The organism is Kribbella rubisoli, assembly GCF_004217145.1.
GTDB lineage: Bacteria > Actinomycetota > Actinomycetes > Propionibacteriales > Kribbellaceae > Kribbella > Kribbella rubisoli.
Genome location: NZ_SHKR01000019.1, coordinates 108,032 through 123,490, shown reverse-complemented (window position 1 = coordinate 123,490; position 15,459 = coordinate 108,032). Strand labels below are relative to the sequence as shown.

The following is a 15,459-nucleotide window of genomic DNA, read 5'->3' as shown; positions in this document are numbered from 1 at the left end:
AGGGCTTCAGGTCCGTCCTTCGGACTCCTGGGCCTCGAAGAGGGTCGGCTGGGTCTCGGCATCGAGTCCCCAGTCGGCCCTCATCACTGTGTAGCCGGCCTTCTCGGCGGCGGCGATCACCTTGACGTCGTCATCGACCAGGACGGCGACCGGTCGCTGCTCGGCGAGGCGTTGCAGCCGGCCGAGCTTCATCATCGTCGACGGGCGCCGGTCGGTGTTGCCGCGCATGTACAGCTTGCCGTCCGGGAAGCCGTTGTCCTTCAGCCACTTCACCGTGTCCCGTCGCAGCCGCTCCGGCCGCCCGGTCAGGTAGACGATCTCGTGCTCGGCCGCCAGCGTCGTCGCGACCGCGAGCCCCTCGTCGAGTACGGCGTCCTCCTTGGCGTGCGCGAAGAACGAGTCCCAGTCCTTCGGCTTCCGCTCGACGAAGTGGATCCGCCGGCTCGTGTCGGACAGCGTCGCGTCGATATCGAGTACGGCGTACGGTCGATCGTCAGCCATTTGTCCCATACCGCCCAGCTTCCCAGGTCGCGCGATCGAGGCCGTACAGGACGTCGCCGAACTCGGTTCCGGGGAGCGGATTGTCGTAGTGCTCGTGGTAGACCTTCACGAACCGCAGGCCGGACCGCCGCATCACCGCCCGCGAACGGTGGTTGACCGCCATCGTGTCCGCCTCCACCCGCTCCATCCCGAGCTCTGTGAACGCCTTTGCGATCAACGCCTTCGTACCCTCGGTCGCGTACCCCTTGCCCCACGCGGCCTGGTTCAACCGGTAGCCGATGCCGACAGTCTTGGCATCGCTCGTCGGCTGCATCCCGAACCATCCGATGAAGACGCCGTCGGCCTCGGCGGCGAAGTGCCCGAGCTGCGGGTGTTCGGCGTACACCTCGAGCATCTCCGGCAGTACGACCTCCTCGATGTGGTCGCGTGGTGGCGGCCGACCGGTCAGGAACCGCATCACCTCGGGGTCGGAGTTCAATGCCACCAGCAACTCGACATCAGCCGGGGTGAACCGGCGAAGCGTCAGCCGCTCGGTATCGAGGTAGGTGCCCACCACCGGATCGTAGGCTGTCTAGATGTCAGGGTGGGCGGGCACTTTGTGCACCAGATCCGCACGAATCGGCGCTCGTCATACGGCTCTGGTGCACAAAGTTGATTGGCGTTGACCGACGAGGGTCCCCGTCGGCGTGTACGCCGGTGTGCGGGCCGAGGTCGCCATCTGGTCCGAACTCTCCCGGAGCGCCGACTTCCCTGGGTAAACGCCGGAAACCTGTCCGGAGTGTGGGCGGTATGGGGCGCTTCTGAGTGTTGAGTGTGCGACTGTCGGTGGCTCGGGTTAGCGTTCATCCCGCAATGGACGAGTCGATCACGTTTCTGCACAGCTCGGACTGGCAGCTGGGAATGATGCGCCGGTTCCTGGGGCCGGACGGTCAGGCCCGGTGGGGCCAGGCGCGGCTGGATGCTGTCGCACGGATCGGCGAGGTCGCGGAGCAGACCGGGGCGGCGTTCGTCGTCGTGACCGGCGATGTGTTCGAGCACAACCAGGTCGAGCGGCAGACGATCCTGCGCGCTTGTGAAGCCCTCAAGCGGATCCCGGTGCCCGTCGTACTCCTGCCCGGCAACCACGACGCGCTCGAGCCCGGCTCGCTGTGGACGTCGAGCCAGTGGCAGGCGCACGCCCCGGAGCACGTCACGGTCCTGACCGAAACGACGCCTTTCCCGATCCTGCCGGGGGTCGAGATCGTCGGCGCACCGTGGCGTTCTCGCCGCCCGCTCTCGGATCCGGCCGCGCCCGGGTACGCCGACCTCGCGCCCGAGCCCGGGATCGTCCGGATCCTGCTCGCCCACGGTCAGCTCACGAGCCTGTCCGGCGGCATGTCCGACGTACCGACGATCGATCAGACAGCGCTGGAGGCCGCGGTCGCGGACGGCCGGCTGCAGTACGTCGGACTCGGCGACCGGCACTCGACGACAAAGGTGACGGAGCGGATCTGGTTCTCCGGGACGCAAGAGGTCACGTCACCCGAGGAGGACGCGCCGGGCAACGTGCTGAAGGTGACGATCGCCGCTGGCACGATCGAGGTCGAGCCGGTGCGCGTCGGCGCGTGGCACATGGTCGACCATCGCGTCGAGCTGTTCGACGAGGAGTCGATCCAGGCGCTCGAGGACTGGTTCGCCGAGCTGCCGGACAAGGAACGGACGTACGTGCGTCTGGCCGGCGACGGCTCGTTGCCGCTGCCGTTGCTGAGTCGGCTCGACGCGATGATCGACGCGCAGGGCGAGGTGTTCGCCAGCGTGGAGCGGTGGGCCAAGTTCTGGACCGTGCGACCCGCTCCGGACGCGGCCGACCTCGAGTCGTTGCAGCTGAGCGGTCCCGCTCGCGCCGCGATGGAGGAGTTGCGGCAGGCGTTGGCCGGCGGCGACGAGGGCGCAGGTGCGGCGTTGTCCTTGATGCACCGATTGGCGCGGGACGCGGGATGAGATTGCACAGCTTGGCGCTACGGGACTTCCGTGGCGTCAAAGACCGCATTGTCCGGTTCCGCGCACTCGGCACCACCGTCGTGGTCGGCGACAACGAGGTCGGGAAGTCCAGCCTGGTCGAGGCGTTCGGCCTGATCTTCGAGCTGCCCGACGACTCGAAGTCGACCCGGATCCGCGACATCCAGCCGGTCGGGCAGGATGTCGGCCCGGAGGTCACCGCCGAGCTGAGCCTCGGCGGCCGCGAGCTGACGTACTCCAAGCGCTGGCTGAAGAACCGTTCCACCGAGCTGACGATCGTCGAGCCGGACGGCCGGCGGCAGTCCTGGACCGGTCGCGAGGCGCACAACGAGGCCGAGCGGCTCTTCCACGAGAACGTCGACCCGGTGCTGTGGCAGACGTTGATGGTCAGCCAGGGCCAGTCGTTGGTGCTGCCAACGCCGGCCGATGCGGAGCCGTTGATCACGGCTGTGACCGCCGAGTCGGGGACGCCGGTCGACGGCGCGTCGATGCCGTTGGTGACTGCGGTCGAGCATGAGTACCTGCGGTACTGGACGCCACGTGGGAAGCCGACCGGCGACTATGCGCGGTCCGCGAAGACGGTGGCCGGGGCCGAGCTGGGTGCGGCGCAGGCGTTGCAGGCGATGGAGGAGGTTCAGTCCGACATCCGGCGGGCCGAGCGGCTCAACCTCGACCTGTCCGATGTCGATACCCGGCTGTCCGATCACCTGAAGTCGGTCGAAGAGCTGCGCGAACGCAAGAAGGCGACCGACGAGATCCTGCTCCGCCGTGACTCGGTCCGCTCCCGTGCGGAGACGGCGCGAGCCCGGCTGGAGAACCACACCCGCACGCGGCTCGACCGCGAGCGGCTGCTGGACGAGGTCGAGCGGTTCACCAAGTTCGAGGCTGAGCTGGCCACTAAACGCGCGGACGCCGACCTGGTCGCCAAGACCGCGGCCGAGATGGTGCAGGCGGCCGAGGCTGCGCTGGCCGAGGTCGTGGAGCTCAAGGACCTCCGGCGTACGGACGTGCAGGCGGCCGAGCGCCGGGTCTCGGACCTGATGGATCGCGCCGAGCTCGATCGTTTGCTGGGGCAGCAGACCGAGTTGGTCGACGTCCGCGCGCGGATCGCGGCGGCCGGGACGATCCTCGATCGAATCAAGGTCGACGACGCGATCGTCGCGGCGCTGGAAGACGCCCGGGCGGCCGTGGTCGAGGCCCGCGCGGCGCTCGCGGCCGGCGTACCCGAAGTGTCTGTACGGCGACTTGGCGCCGAGCCCGTGGAGTTGTCGGGGACCGGTCTGGATGGAGCCGTACCTTCCGAGCTGGGCTTCGACGAGGCGACCCAGGTGCTTGTCTCGGGCGAGCTGGTGATCGGCGTACCGGGTCAGCTCGAAGTGACGGTGCGGGCCGGTGGCGAGGCGGCGACGCTGCGGTCGCGGGTCGACGACGCCGTACGGCGGGAGAAGGATCTGCTCAAGAAGGCCGGCGTGAAGGACGTCGCCGCGGCGCGCGAGTTGCTGCGGAAGGCGGACACCGCGACCGCCGAGCTGAACGAAGCCCGCCGGACGGAGAAGTCGTTGACGGCCGGAGGCGATCCGGGGGAGCGGATCGCCGTACTGACTGCGCGGCTGGGCCCTGAGGACGACGCCGAGGAAGCCGGTAAGCCCGCGGTTGAAGGCGTTCCCGGGCAGATGTCGTTGTTCGAGGAGTTCGCTTCACCGCACGACACGCTGTTCGACGACTTCGAGGTGCCGGAGCCGGAGGCGGACGACCTCGCCGCCGCGCAGCAAACGTTGGACTCCGCGCGGGAGGCGCTCGCCGAGGCCGAGCGGTTGCTGTCCGACGCGGAGTTCGCGATCGCGCAGGCACGGAAGGCTGCTGACGAGGATCGTTCCGAGGCGCAGAACGCGCGGGCCCGGTCCGAGCTGGCAGGGGAGCGGCTGGCGTCAGCGGTCGAGGCGCTCGAGGCTGCGCGGACGGTGCTCGACGACGACAGCGTGTCCGCGGCTGAAACCGAGGCGACGGCTGAGGTCGAGGCGGTGCTCGAGGAGCTGACCGTCGTACAGCAGCAGGCGGATGCGGCCGGGGCGGATCAGGTCGCGGGCGAGCTGACGCACGCGCTGGCGGTGGCGAAGCGGCTGCAGGGCGAGCGGGACACGCTGCGGGATGCGTTGCGTACGACGGAGGGCCGGCTGGAGCAGTCCGGCCGGGACGGGCTCGCGACCCGGCGGGACATGGCCGACCTGGAGCTGGCCGCCGTACGCGCGGAGCACGACAGCCTGGAGCGGCGGGCCGAGGCAGCGCGGCGCGTGTACGAGACGCTGAGCCGGCATCGCGCCGAGGCCCAGACGAAGTACTCCGAACCGCTGCAGACCCGCATCGAGTCGCTGGGGCGGAGCGTCTACGGGCCGTCGTTCAAGGTCTGGCTGGACGACGATCTCGCGGTCGCGGAGCGGGAGCTGGACGGCGTACGGCTCCGCGTCGAGGCGCTGTCGACGGGCGCCCAGGAGCAGCTCGCAATCATCACTCGCCTGGCCATCAGCCACCTGGTCAGCACCGGCGAGGGCAGCGTCCCCGTCATCTTCGACGACGCCCTCGGCTGGTCCGACAAGGCCCGCCTCCGCGACATGGGCGCCCTGCTCGGCCGAGCCGGCGACCACGGCCAGATCATCATCCTCACCTGCATGCCCGACCGCTACGAATACGTCCCCAAAGCCACCTTCCTCAAGCTGGACGCGTGATCCGCTCCGAGGCTGAGTAGACGACGCAGCGGTCGCCTCGGGTGAAGCCGGCGAGGGTGATGTTGGACTGGCGGGCCAGGTCGACGGCGAGGCTGGAGGGGGCGCTGACGGCGACGATCATGCCGATGCCGGCGGCGACGGCCTTCTGGACGATCTCGTAGCCGGCGCGGCCGCTGACGGCGAGGACCAGGCCCTTGCGGCTGTGGTGGTTGAGGACGGTCCAGCCGACCACCTTGTCGACGGCGTTGTGGCGGCCGACGTCCTCCTTCACCACGATCTTGCGGCCGTCGGCGGTGAACAGGCCGGCCGCGTGCAGTCCGCCGGTGCGGTTGAACGTGGTCTGCCCTTCGCGGAGAAGATCGGGCAGCCGCCGTACGACGTCGACCGGGACCTCGACCGGGTCCACCGGGTCGTACTCGCGATCCGCGAGCTCGTCGAGGCTCTGCTGGCCGCAGACGCCGCAGGCGGCCGACGTGACGCCGTACCGCTGGGGTGGCTCGCGGTCCGGGGGACCGTCGAAGGTGACCGTGACGGTGTTGAACTGCTGCTCGCGGGTCAGCGCGACATCGGTGCAGTAGGCAACCGTCCGGATCGCGTCCGGCCGGACCGCGAAACCTTCGCCGAGGCAGAAGCCGGCAGCCAGCTCGAAGTCGGAGCCGGGCGTCCGCATGGTGACGACCAATGGTTCGGGCGGTCGCCCCGGCCACTCCAGCCGCAACTCGAGCGGCTCCTCGGTGGTGACGACATCCTCACGCCGCGACGTCCGCTCGCCATCGAGCACCTCGACTTTGAACCTCGTGGCCGGCCCTTTGGTCATACAACAACAGTAGGCGCTCACCAGCCCCGGCGTACGGCGAGCCAGTCGAGGTACGTCCATGCGTGCAGGCGCTGGTGCTCCCGCAGGGCGGGCGTACAGCCGGGCGGCGGCGGGGCATCGGTGTTCTTCAACATGTAGGCGGCGATCACCGCCACGAAGGCGTCGAGGTGTTCGTCGGGTACGTCGGCCGTCAGCGGACTGCGTCTGATCGCGGCGAACGTGTCGATGCCTTGGTGTTGCGCGATCGGCAACAGACCCGCCCAGTCCACCCAGCGCGGCCCGAGCGTCAGCCAGTTCCAGTCGACGATCCAGCAGGTGCCGCTCTCGTCGATCACCATGTTGTCGGGCCGCAGGTCGGAGTGCATCGCCGTGTCGCCGACGAGAACCTCCGGCCCTGCTGCCGCCAACTCGGCCAACTCCGGCAGCACCCGGGGCAACCACGGCTGTAAACCCGTTGGCAGCGCGCGCTCACCCGCGAGAATCTGCGCGGGCACGGCAACGTCGTCCTCGACCAGATATGCGAACGGCTTCAAGCCGGCCAACGGACTGGGCCGCAACGCGAGAGCCATCTCCTCACAAGCAGCAGTCACCCGATCGAAGTCGTCTATTATCCAAGGAGTTCCGGGCATCCGCCCGGCCACCCACTCGGACACCACCGCGAACCAGCCCTCGACCTGCGCAGTGGCAACGATCGCCGGGGCTCGCACGACGGACGGAAGTTGTGGCACGACCTCGGCCTCACGCTGGTAGGCACCATAGGCGTGCATCCCGGACGGAGCGGCCTTGATGAACACCTGCCGCCCGTCGGCCAGCCGTGCGCGGGCCGCGAACCCACCGGTGAAGCCGGACCCGACCGGATCGGCCACCGAGACGATCTCGGTGCCCAGGGCAACCTCGAGAGCCTCCTGGAGGGCCGTCGGCAACGAGTCCCAGGCAGGGCGCTGCGAGGTGGCGGAGTAGTCGACGTCCGGGGCGCGGCTCATGCCCACCAACGATAGAAGTGCCGGAAGCGCAGCGCTCGTGGTTTAGCGTCTGGCCCATGGTGCTGCAAGTTCTCGATCTGGTGGGGATCTTCGTCTTCGGGATCACCGGAGCGCTGGTCGGCGTACGGAAGAAGCTGGACGTGTTCGGGATCCAGGTGCTCGCGCTCGTCACCGGGCTCGGCGGTGGATTCATCCGCGACGTGCTGATCGGCCAGACCCCGCCCGCTGCGCTCCGGGACTGGCGCTATCTGGTCGTCCCGATCGTGGCCGGGCTGCTGACGTTCTTCCTGCATCCGGGGATCGGCCGGCTCGAGCGGCTGGTGAACATCTTCGACGCGGCCGGCCTCGCGCTGTTCTGCGTGACCGGCGCGCTGAAGGCGATCGAGTTCGGTCTGTCCCCGATCTCGGCCGCCCTGCTGGGCACGCTCTCCGGGATCGGCGGCGGCGTACTCCGCGACGTCCTCAGCGGCCGCGTCCCCGTCGTACTGCGGTCCGAGATCTACGCCACTCCGGCGCTCCTCGGCGCCGGCATCGTGGTCATCGCGGCGGCGCTGGAGTACCACGCGCTCTGGGTCCCGATCGCCGCCGCGGCGACCTGCTTCACGATCCGCCTGCTCGCGATCCGTCGTGGCTGGAACGCGCCGTTACCCCGCAACCCGTGACGGCGGTGCCCATCCGTTGACCACGGCAACCAATTCCACGTACCGGTGCCAGCGCGGATCCGCGGTACGCCGCATCTCGATCAGCCGCGCGCGCAACTCCGGGTCCGCCCGCAGGGGGTCGTCCCCGGCGAGAACCCGCCAGCCGGCTGCGAGGCGCCGTACCGAGTCACGGAAGTCTTCTGATGACGCCAGCTCGACCAGCTCGAGCCAGGCCTCGACCTGCCGGGACTCCGCGTCTGGAGCTAGTACGGGTGTGAGGTTCTGGCGAGCTGCGGTGAGTACGGGGTCGTCGCCGAGCGCGTCGGTCAGGAAGTCGGCGATCAGCGTCCGGCGCGCTTCCTCGAAGTGTGCAGTCATGTGGATGAGCTCCTCGGGAGTCGAATGAGTGGCCACCGATACGACCGCGTGCTGCGCCTGCAGCGTTCGGATCTGTACGGCGAGTGCGTCGGCATGCGCCGCGAGTACGTCGGCCAGCGTCCGCTCCCGGTCCAGCACAGTCCGCACCGTCTCCAGATCGAGGCCCAGAGCACGCAGCGTGCGGATCAGCTCCAGCCGCGCGACCGCGGTCTTGTCGTACCGCCGATGGCCGGCCGTCGTACGACGTGAGGGCAGCAGCCCGAGGTCGGAGTAGTACCGCACGGTCTTCACCGACACGCCGGCAAGCCGCGCCACCGCACCGATCGAGTGGTCCATGCCCAACACCCTCACATCTCCCGTTACCGGAGATACAAGCCTAGTTATGGGCGAACCGTTCCTTCGGCCGAGCAAAGGTGATCGAGACGGCGGCAACGATCGCGCACGCGATGCCGACGCCGAATGGGACCCAGTAGGCGTCAGACGGACCCAACACGTCGACAGCGTGCCCAGCGGCAGCGTTGCCAGGTGCAACGCCGAGCAGGATGCCGGTGACGGTCCAGGTGATCGCCTCGGTCAACCGCTCCGGCGGCACCCACTCCTCGACGCAGGCGGTAACCGCCACCATCGTCGGGGCGATCGTCATGCCGCAGCAGAAGAGCACCACACCGAGCATCAGCACGCTGTTGACCCAGGGGAGCGGTGCAAGCGTGATGGCGAGTGCGATCGTACCGATCAGCAGCCGGCGCTCCACCGGAGCACGCCAATGCACAGAGCCGTACCAGAGCCCGGCCAGCAGGCTCCCGAACGCCCAGATCGCCAGTACGACGCCAGCCAGGCCCGCCTTGCCCTTCTCGGTGGTGAACGCGACCGTGATCACCTCTGCGCCGCCGAGAGTCGCACCGAGGCCGAGACCGATCAGGCTGAGCAGCGTGATCGACAGCCAGGGCATCCGTGCCTGCTCGGCGCCGTTCGACTTGCCACGCCCCGGGGGGTCGGACGCGCGCAGTGTGGCCAGCCAGATGCCACCGGCCAGCCCTAGTACGCCGGCGGCCGTCAGCGCGGCGTACGGGCTCCACTGCGTCGCCAGCGTGGTAACCAGCACCGGACCGACGATGAAGACGACCTCGTCGCCGACCGCCTCCAGAGCGAACGCGGTCTGCAGCGCACGGCCCCGCCCGAGCAGATGCGTCCAGCGGGCACGGACGAACGAGCCGACCTGCGGACGGGTGCCACCGGCAACGAACGACAGCGCGTACAGGATCCAGGTGGCGGCGTCCGCACGCACCGCGACGAGCAGACCGCCGAGGGCGACCGTGCAGAGGACCGAACCAATCAGCAGGAGCATCCGCTGACCGAAGCGGTCGACCAGCCTGCCCTGCACCGGTCCGGTCAGCGCGCCCGCGATCACGGCCACTCCGGAGATCGCGCCGGCCAGCCCGTACGAGCCGCTCTCCTGGGCGATCAGGATGACGATGCCGAGGCCGATCATCGAGATCGGCATACGCCCGAGGATCCCGGCGGCGAAGAAGGCGCCGGCACCGGGACGGCGCATGAGATGAGCGTAAGGCTTGAGCATGAGAGACCGGGAACACCTTAACCTTCAGCCGTCTGAGAAGCTTGGAATATGTCGCCTGCTGCACCCCCGTACGACGCGGTCCTGCTGCTCTCCTTCGGAGGCCCCGAGAAGCCTGAAGATGTCCTGCCGTTCCTCCAGAACGTGACCCGCGGCCGCGGGATCCCGGACGAGCGGCTGAAGGAGGTCGGGGAGCACTACTACGCGTTCGGCGGCAAGAGCCCGATCAACGACCAGAACCGCGAGCTGCTGAAGGCGCTGCGCGAGTCGTTCGACGAGATCGGCCTCGACCTCCCGATCTACTGGGGCAACCGCAACTGGGCGCCGTACCTGACCGACACGATGCGCGAGATGGCGGCCGACGGCGTACGCCGTGCAGTGGTGATCGTCACGTCCGCCTACCCGTCGTACTCCGGCTGCCGTCAGTACCGGGAGAACCTCGAGGACGCTGCCCGGGAGGTCCCGGACGCGCCGCAGATCGACAAGCTCCGGCACTACGCGAACCACCCCGGCTTCGTCGGGTCGTTCGTCGAGTCGACGGCCGACGCGCTGAGCCGGCTGCCCGAGGGCAGCGCGATCGCGTACGTGACGCACTCGATCCCGACCGCGATGAACGCGACCAGCGGACCCGACGGCAACGGGTACGTCGGCTGGCACCTGGACGTTGCCGCGGAGATCACCGCCGAGCTGGAGCGGCGGACCGGCAAGGTACGTCGTACCGACCTCGTCTACTGCTCGCGGTCCGGGCCGCCGCAGGTGCCGTGGCTCGAGCTCGACGTCAACGACCACCTGGAGGCCCTGGCCGCCGCGGGCGTGCCGGGGGTGGCCGTGGTGCCGATCGGATTCGTCAGCGACCACATGGAGGTCATCTACGACCTCGACACCGAGGCCGCGAAGACTGCCGAGAAGGTCGGCCTGCCGATGGCGCGGGCTGCGACCCCGGGGACCGACCCGAAGTTCGTCACGATGCTCCGCGACCTGGTCGTCGAGCGGGCCGCGGCCGAGCGCGGCGAGCAGCCGGACCGGCCCTGCGTCGGCAAACTCGGCCCGGCCTGGGACGACTGCCGCCACGACTGTTGCCCACCCTTGCGTCGCCCTACTCCTCAGAAGGAAGCCGTATGACCTCCTCCCCGGAAAGCCCGCAAGACCTTCTCAAGCTTGCCGTGGAGGTGGCGGAGGAGGCGGCCGGGCTGATCGTCGAACGCCGCCGCGGCACGATCACGGTCGCCGACACCAAGAGCACCCTCACCGACGTGGTCACCGCGGTCGACCGCGAGTCCGAGGAGCTGATCCGGGCCCGGGTCCTCCAGGCCCGCCCGGACGACTCGTTCCTCGGCGAGGAGGGTGACGACGTGGTCGGCACCAGCGGCGTCCGCTGGGTGGTCGACCCGATCGACGGCACGGTCAACTACCTCTACGACATCCCGACGTACGCCGTCTCGATCGCCGTCGAGTACGACGGGGAGACCGTCGCCGGCGTAGTGGTGGATGCGCCGAAGGGCGAGGTGTTCACCGCGACGAAGGGCGGCGGCGCGTTCGCGGACGGCAAGGCGATCCAGGTGTCGGGCGCGACCGAGCTGAGCCAGGCCCTGGTCGGGACCGGCTTCGGGTACGACCCAGCGCGCCGGCAGGTGCAGGCGGAGGTGATCCAGCACCTGATCACCAAGGTCCGCGACATCCGCCGGATCGGGGTCGGCGCGATCGACCTCTGCTATGTCGCCTGCGGCCGGCTGGACGTCGTCTTCGAACGCGGACTGAACCCGTGGGACTACGGAGCGGGTGCGCTGATCGCGGCCGAGGCCGGGGCGACGGTCGGCGGGCTGAACGGTGCTCCGGTGTCGCCGGAGATGTCGATCGCGGCGAGTCCGGCGCTCTTCGCGCCGTTCCACGAGCTGTTGGCCGCTGCGAACCCGTTGCGCGCCTAGGTGTCGTTGTGTGCTCGTTGCTGCGCAGTATCGCGCACTAATGAGCATTTTGGTGTTCGGTCCTGACATTTGTGGCGACACGCGGGCCACAGCATGGACCCAGTCGTGCATTACGGCGCTTTATAGGGCACAATCCCGTCCTCGGGAGAGGTGATTGCCGATCCCGGCCTGGCTGTCAAGGGTTTCGGGGGACGAAGATTCAGCGCGGTGCGCCGACGCGGAATTTCTCGGCCGCTCTACCTGTTCAAGGGCTCAGCAGGCAACACCACGGGTACGAAGAGGGCAGGGAAACACCATGGCGACTGATTACGACGCCCCGCGCAAGACGGACGAGGACGCTTCCGAAGAGTCGATCGAGGAGCTCAAGACTCGCCGTCACGACAAGAACTCCGGCAAGGTCGACGAGGACGAGGCCGAGGCCGCGGAGAGCTTCGAGCTGCCCGGCGCGGACCTGAGTCACGAGGAGCTGGCGGTCCGGGTCCTCCCGCGTCAGGCCGACGAGTTCACCTGTTCGAGCTGCTTCCTGGTTCACCACCGCAGCCAGCTCGCCGAGACGAAGAACGGGCAGCTGATCTGCCGCGACTGCGCAGCCTGACACCAGCGCCCTTCTTCGCAACAACCACCAACGGGACCGTTTCCAGACCCCTGGAAACGGTCCCGCTGCTGTCTGAAACCGCTCGAGCGACTTTCAGTCGTCCTTCTTGCTGATGCTCTTGAGGAGGCTGCCGTCGGCGGCTGCCTGCTCGTAGCCCGGGGGCGCATAGCCGGTCGACTTCAGCCAGTACGCCGCCGCCCGCCGCTCGGCGAACAACCTCGCCGCGGCAGCAGCTCCAGCGCTCGCAGCGGCCCAGGTGATGACCTCGGCGTACCCTCCGGTGCCGTCCTTCGGCGGCTTCCCGCCGGACCCGAGCTTCCAGGCCGTGGTGACCGCCTTGCTCGCGGCCAGGCCGACCACGATCGTGAAGGCGGCCTGCACCAGCTTCCAGCCGATCTTCGCTCCGATCACTGCACTCTCCTAACGCGACTGCTGACAGTCAGGATCTTCCCACGCTGTGCCCGCTCAGCGCGGCAGCCAACCGGTCCGGGTGCCGCGTGGCGATCAGCCAGTACGGCGCAGGATCGCCCGGGTCGGTGATCTGCACCCGTACCGCGCCCGGCAGGTAACTGCGCAGCACCAGATACGCCTTCGGATCGCAGTCGCGCCCGAACGCCAGCCGCGCGTCCTCACCGGTCAGCGCCTCGACCGTGCCGAGGTACGACCGGTCGATCTCGGCCCGTCCGGCCCGGAGCCGTACGTCGTCGACCTCGACCCGCGCACCGCCGTACCGGACGAACAGCGTCACCAGCAGCACCGCCGCGACCCCGCCGACGATGCTCCCGGCGATCAGTCCGGCCGGCACCGCGGTGATGACGAACAGCGTGATCACAGCGGCAGCGGCGATGATCCACCACGACACCGGCACGCGCAGACTCTCGCGATAGCTACCCACGGACCCAGCCTGGCACGAACCCGTCGCGAGGCGCTCGATAGGGTCGCCTCTCGTGACCGAGGTACTCATCCAGCGCATCGACCCCGAACTCCCGCTCCCGTCGTACGCGCATCCCGGCGACGCCGGCGCGGACCTGGTGGCGGCGGCCGACCTGACCCTCAAGCCGGGGGAGCGCGGCCTGGTCGGCACCGGCATCGCCATCGCCCTGCAGGACGGGTACGCCGCCTTCGTGCATCCGCGGTCCGGCCTCGCGGCCAAGCACGGCGTCTCGATCGTCAACGCGCCCGGCACCGTCGACGCCGGCTACCGCGGCGAGATCAAGGTCTGCCTGATCAACCTCGACCCGCACACCGAGGTGACAGTGCGACGCGGCGACCGGATCGCCCAGCTCGTCATCCAGCAGGTGGAGAAGGCCCGGTTCGTCGAGGTGACCTCGCTGCCCGGTTCCGCCCGCGGTGACCAGGGGCACGGGTCGACCGGCGGCTTCGGCGATGTGACACGCTGAGCACGTGCATCCGTTGACCTGACGGATACGCGAGACTACGGCGCGGTGCTGAAGTTGTACTAATACCAAGGAAGTAGGCAAGAGCTGTGATCTTCCGCCGCAAGGGCAAGAACGATCCTGAGACGAACGACACCGATGCAGTGGCCGACGAGGGCCCGCTGGACGTCCGCTCCGAGGGTCCGTTCGACTCGACCGAGGTCGACGCCGACCTGCTGCTGGAAGCGGAGAACCGGATCGACCTGGGCGCGCTGGTGGTCACCATCGTGCAAGGGATGGAGCTGGGCCTTCAGGTCGACGAGCAGAGCGGCGTGGTCCAGGCGGTGCTGTTGATGCTCGAGGACTCCGCGCTCGAGCTGCGTGCCTTCGCGGCGCCGCGGTCGAGCGGCATCTGGGACGAGGTCCGGCAGGAGATCGCCGCCGAGGCCAGCCGGATGGGCGGTACGGCGACCGAGCACGACGGCCAGTTCGGCACCGAGCTGGTGCTCGTCGTACCGGTCGAGGACCCGGAGGGGCAGATCTTCAGCCAGACCTCCCGTGTGATCGGCGTGGACGGTCCGCGCTGGCTGCTCCGCGCCACTGTGCTGGGCCGCGCCGCGGTCGAGCCGGACGCGGCGCTGCCGATGGAGGAGACGCTGCGCAACGCGATCGTGGTCCGCGGCGACGAGCCGATGGCCGTGCGTGAGTCGCTGCCGTTGCGGATGCCGCCGGGTGCCCAGCCGACTCCGACCGAGGAAGCCTGAGCGGACTACACTCGACGTCATGGGTAGCAGCAAACCCGCGGGGTTGTGGAAGCGTGCCTTCCGCGGCCTGGCCGGCGACCGCGATCAGCAGGACGCGGAGGTCCTTCAGGACTTCGCGCAGGACTGCGGCGCGCGCTCCATCACCGGCTGTCACGACCGGGAACTCGTCACGCTGTACGGCACGTTGCGCACGATCACGTTCAGCCCGCGCGGCGGCGTACCAGCACTGGAGGGTGAGTTGTACGACGGCACCGGCACGGTCAAGCTGATCTGGCTCGGCCGACGCAAGATCGGTGGCATCCACGCCGGATCGGAGCTGATCGCGTCCGGCCGGATCGGCGTCGTCGACGGCGACCGGGTGATGTTCAACCCCCGCTACGAGCTGCGTCCCCAGGCAGCTCATGGCTGAGCCGACGTCGCGCCGCGACCAGCTCGACGAGGACCTCAACGAGAAGCTGGTCGAGATCCTGAAACCCGAACTCGAAGCCGCGGCCACTGAGCCTGCGTCCGACGAGCCTGCGAAGCCGGCCCGGTCTACGGACAAGGATTTCTTCCAGGCACTCGGTGGTTGGGGTGCGCTGCTCGACATCGGGTTGCCGTGGATCGCGTTCCTGGTCGCGTACGCCGTCACCGACCACAAGCTGCAGCTGTCGCTGATCATCGCGGTGGGTATTGCGGCGGTGATCGCGGTGGTGCGGCTGGTGCGTCGGCAGCAGTTGCGCAACATCATCGGCGGCTTCATCGGCGTACTGATCTCGGCCTGGGTCGCTAACCGCACCGGGAACGCCAAGGACTTCTACGTCCCGGGTCTGCTGACCAACCTCGGGTACGGCGCTCTATACCTGATCACTGTGCTGATCCGCTGGCCGCTCTTCGGCGTCCTGTACGGCGTGATCACGCAGACCGGCACCGCCTGGCGCCGCGACCCCGCGATGCTGAAGGGCTTCTCCCGGGCCACGCTGGTCTTCGTCGGCCTGTTCGCGATCCGGCTGATCGTCCAGGTCCCGCTGTACTTCACCGGCTCCCTGAACGCCCTCGGCATCGCGAAGATCGGCCTCGGCCTGCCCTTCTACGCACTGGCGATCTGGCTCGCGTACGCCGTACTCCGAGGCTCGCTACCGGCGGAGAAGTGGGACGAGGCGCGCGACCACATCACGCACCTACTCCGGGGCAACAAGAAGTAAT

Annotated in this window: 18 protein-coding genes; 10 read left to right on the top strand and 8 right to left on the bottom strand. The window is 68.9% G+C overall.

Annotation, left to right across the window (positions count from 1 at the left end; all coding sequences use genetic code 11):
- Positions 1–6: 6 nt before the first annotated feature.
- Together EV645_RS40665 and EV645_RS40660 are read right to left on the bottom strand one after the other, a co-directional pair.
- Positions 7–501, bottom strand: coding sequence for a phosphatase domain-containing protein (locus EV645_RS40665; protein WP_130450514.1), 495 nt, complete (start codon positions 499–501; stop codon positions 7–9).
- Positions 494–1,054, bottom strand: a complete 561-nt coding sequence (locus tag EV645_RS40660; protein ID WP_130450512.1) for a GNAT family N-acetyltransferase — start codon at positions 1,052–1,054, stop codon at positions 494–496. Before EV645_RS40660 ends, EV645_RS40665 begins: the two co-directional genes overlap by 8 nt.
- A 299-nt stretch (positions 1,055–1,353) precedes the next feature.
- Here EV645_RS40660 and EV645_RS40655 point away from each other — a divergent pair, with 299 nt between their 5' ends.
- Both EV645_RS40655 and EV645_RS40650 read left to right on the top strand, forming a co-directional pair.
- Positions 1,354–2,481 (top strand): metallophosphoesterase family protein, encoded by a 1,128-nt coding sequence (locus EV645_RS40655; RefSeq protein WP_130450510.1) that lies wholly within the window; start codon positions 1,354–1,356, stop codon positions 2,479–2,481.
- Positions 2,478–5,222 carry an AAA family ATPase gene (locus tag EV645_RS40650; RefSeq protein WP_130450508.1) on the top strand — a complete coding sequence of 915 codons (2,745 nt, stop codon included), beginning with the start codon at positions 2,478–2,480 and terminating at the stop codon, positions 5,220–5,222. The genes EV645_RS40655 and EV645_RS40650 overlap by 4 nt, the downstream gene beginning before the upstream one ends.
- Here EV645_RS40650 and fdhD read toward each other — a convergent pair.
- Positions 5,206–6,039 (bottom strand): formate dehydrogenase accessory sulfurtransferase FdhD, encoded by an 834-nt coding sequence (fdhD, locus tag EV645_RS40645; protein WP_130450506.1) that lies wholly within the window; start codon positions 6,037–6,039, stop codon positions 5,206–5,208. The genes EV645_RS40650 and fdhD overlap by 17 nt on opposite strands.
- A gap of 17 nt (positions 6,040–6,056) precedes the next feature.
- A complete protein-coding gene (locus tag EV645_RS40640; protein WP_130450504.1) occupies positions 6,057–7,022 on the bottom strand; it encodes a phosphotransferase family protein in 966 nt (321 codons plus the stop codon).
- Positions 7,023–7,078: 56 nt separating this feature from the next.
- Between EV645_RS40640 and EV645_RS40635 the strand changes: the two genes are divergently transcribed.
- The gene (locus tag EV645_RS40635; protein WP_130450502.1) at positions 7,079–7,684 is read left to right on the top strand and encodes a trimeric intracellular cation channel family protein; all 606 of its coding nucleotides are present in this window, start codon (positions 7,079–7,081) and stop codon (positions 7,682–7,684) included.
- Here EV645_RS40635 and EV645_RS40630 read toward each other — a convergent pair.
- Together EV645_RS40630 and EV645_RS40625 are read right to left on the bottom strand one after the other, a co-directional pair.
- Positions 7,667–8,377 (bottom strand): MerR family transcriptional regulator, encoded by a 711-nt coding sequence (locus EV645_RS40630; protein ID WP_130450500.1) that lies wholly within the window; start codon positions 8,375–8,377, stop codon positions 7,667–7,669. The genes EV645_RS40635 and EV645_RS40630 overlap by 18 nt on opposite strands.
- Positions 8,378–8,417: 40 nt before the next feature.
- Positions 8,418–9,593, bottom strand: a complete 1,176-nt coding sequence (locus tag EV645_RS40625) for an MFS transporter (protein ID WP_242000971.1) — start codon at positions 9,591–9,593, stop codon at positions 8,418–8,420.
- 72 nt (positions 9,594–9,665) lie between these two features.
- Here EV645_RS40625 and EV645_RS40620 point away from each other — a divergent pair, with 72 nt between their 5' ends.
- The 3 genes from EV645_RS40620 (at position 9,666) to EV645_RS40610 (ending at position 12,134) form a co-directional block, all read left to right on the top strand.
- Complete coding sequence (locus tag EV645_RS40620) at positions 9,666–10,736, top strand: ferrochelatase (RefSeq protein ID WP_130450496.1); 1,071 nt, start codon at positions 9,666–9,668, stop codon at positions 10,734–10,736.
- Positions 10,733–11,539 (top strand): inositol monophosphatase family protein, encoded by an 807-nt coding sequence (locus tag EV645_RS40615; protein WP_130450494.1) that lies wholly within the window; start codon positions 10,733–10,735, stop codon positions 11,537–11,539. The genes EV645_RS40620 and EV645_RS40615 overlap by 4 nt, the downstream gene beginning before the upstream one ends.
- A gap of 295 nt (positions 11,540–11,834) precedes the next feature.
- Entirely contained in the window at positions 11,835–12,134 is a 300-nt protein-coding gene (locus tag EV645_RS40610) for a DUF4193 domain-containing protein (RefSeq protein ID WP_130379292.1), read from the top strand.
- A gap of 93 nt (positions 12,135–12,227) precedes the next feature.
- Here the strand turns inward: EV645_RS40610 and EV645_RS40605 are convergent, their stop codons facing one another.
- Entirely contained in the window at positions 12,228–12,545 is a 318-nt protein-coding gene (locus tag EV645_RS40605; RefSeq protein WP_130450492.1) for a DUF4235 domain-containing protein, read from the bottom strand.
- A gap of 28 nt (positions 12,546–12,573) precedes the next feature.
- Positions 12,574–13,029 carry a DUF3093 domain-containing protein gene (locus EV645_RS40600; RefSeq protein WP_242000970.1) on the bottom strand — a complete coding sequence of 152 codons (456 nt, stop codon included), beginning with the start codon at positions 13,027–13,029 and terminating at the stop codon, positions 12,574–12,576.
- A 52-nt stretch (positions 13,030–13,081) separates the two neighbouring features.
- Between EV645_RS40600 and dut the strand changes: the two genes are divergently transcribed.
- The 4 genes from dut (at position 13,082) to EV645_RS40580 (ending at position 15,458) form a co-directional block, all read left to right on the top strand.
- Positions 13,082–13,534: a dUTP diphosphatase gene (dut, locus tag EV645_RS40595; RefSeq protein ID WP_130450488.1), complete on the top strand. Its 453-nt coding sequence runs from the start codon at positions 13,082–13,084 to the stop codon at positions 13,532–13,534.
- Positions 13,535–13,620: 86 nt separating this feature from the next.
- Positions 13,621–14,274, top strand: a complete 654-nt coding sequence (locus tag EV645_RS40590; RefSeq protein ID WP_130450486.1) for a DUF3710 domain-containing protein — start codon at positions 13,621–13,623, stop codon at positions 14,272–14,274.
- A 19-nt stretch (positions 14,275–14,293) separates the two neighbouring features.
- Positions 14,294–14,683 (top strand): OB-fold nucleic acid binding domain-containing protein, encoded by a 390-nt coding sequence (locus tag EV645_RS40585; protein ID WP_130450484.1) that lies wholly within the window; start codon positions 14,294–14,296, stop codon positions 14,681–14,683.
- Positions 14,676–15,458 carry a DUF3159 domain-containing protein gene (locus EV645_RS40580; RefSeq protein ID WP_130450482.1) on the top strand — a complete coding sequence of 261 codons (783 nt, stop codon included), beginning with the start codon at positions 14,676–14,678 and terminating at the stop codon, positions 15,456–15,458. The genes EV645_RS40585 and EV645_RS40580 overlap by 8 nt, the downstream gene beginning before the upstream one ends.
- The last annotated feature ends 1 nt before the right edge of the window (position 15,459 follow it).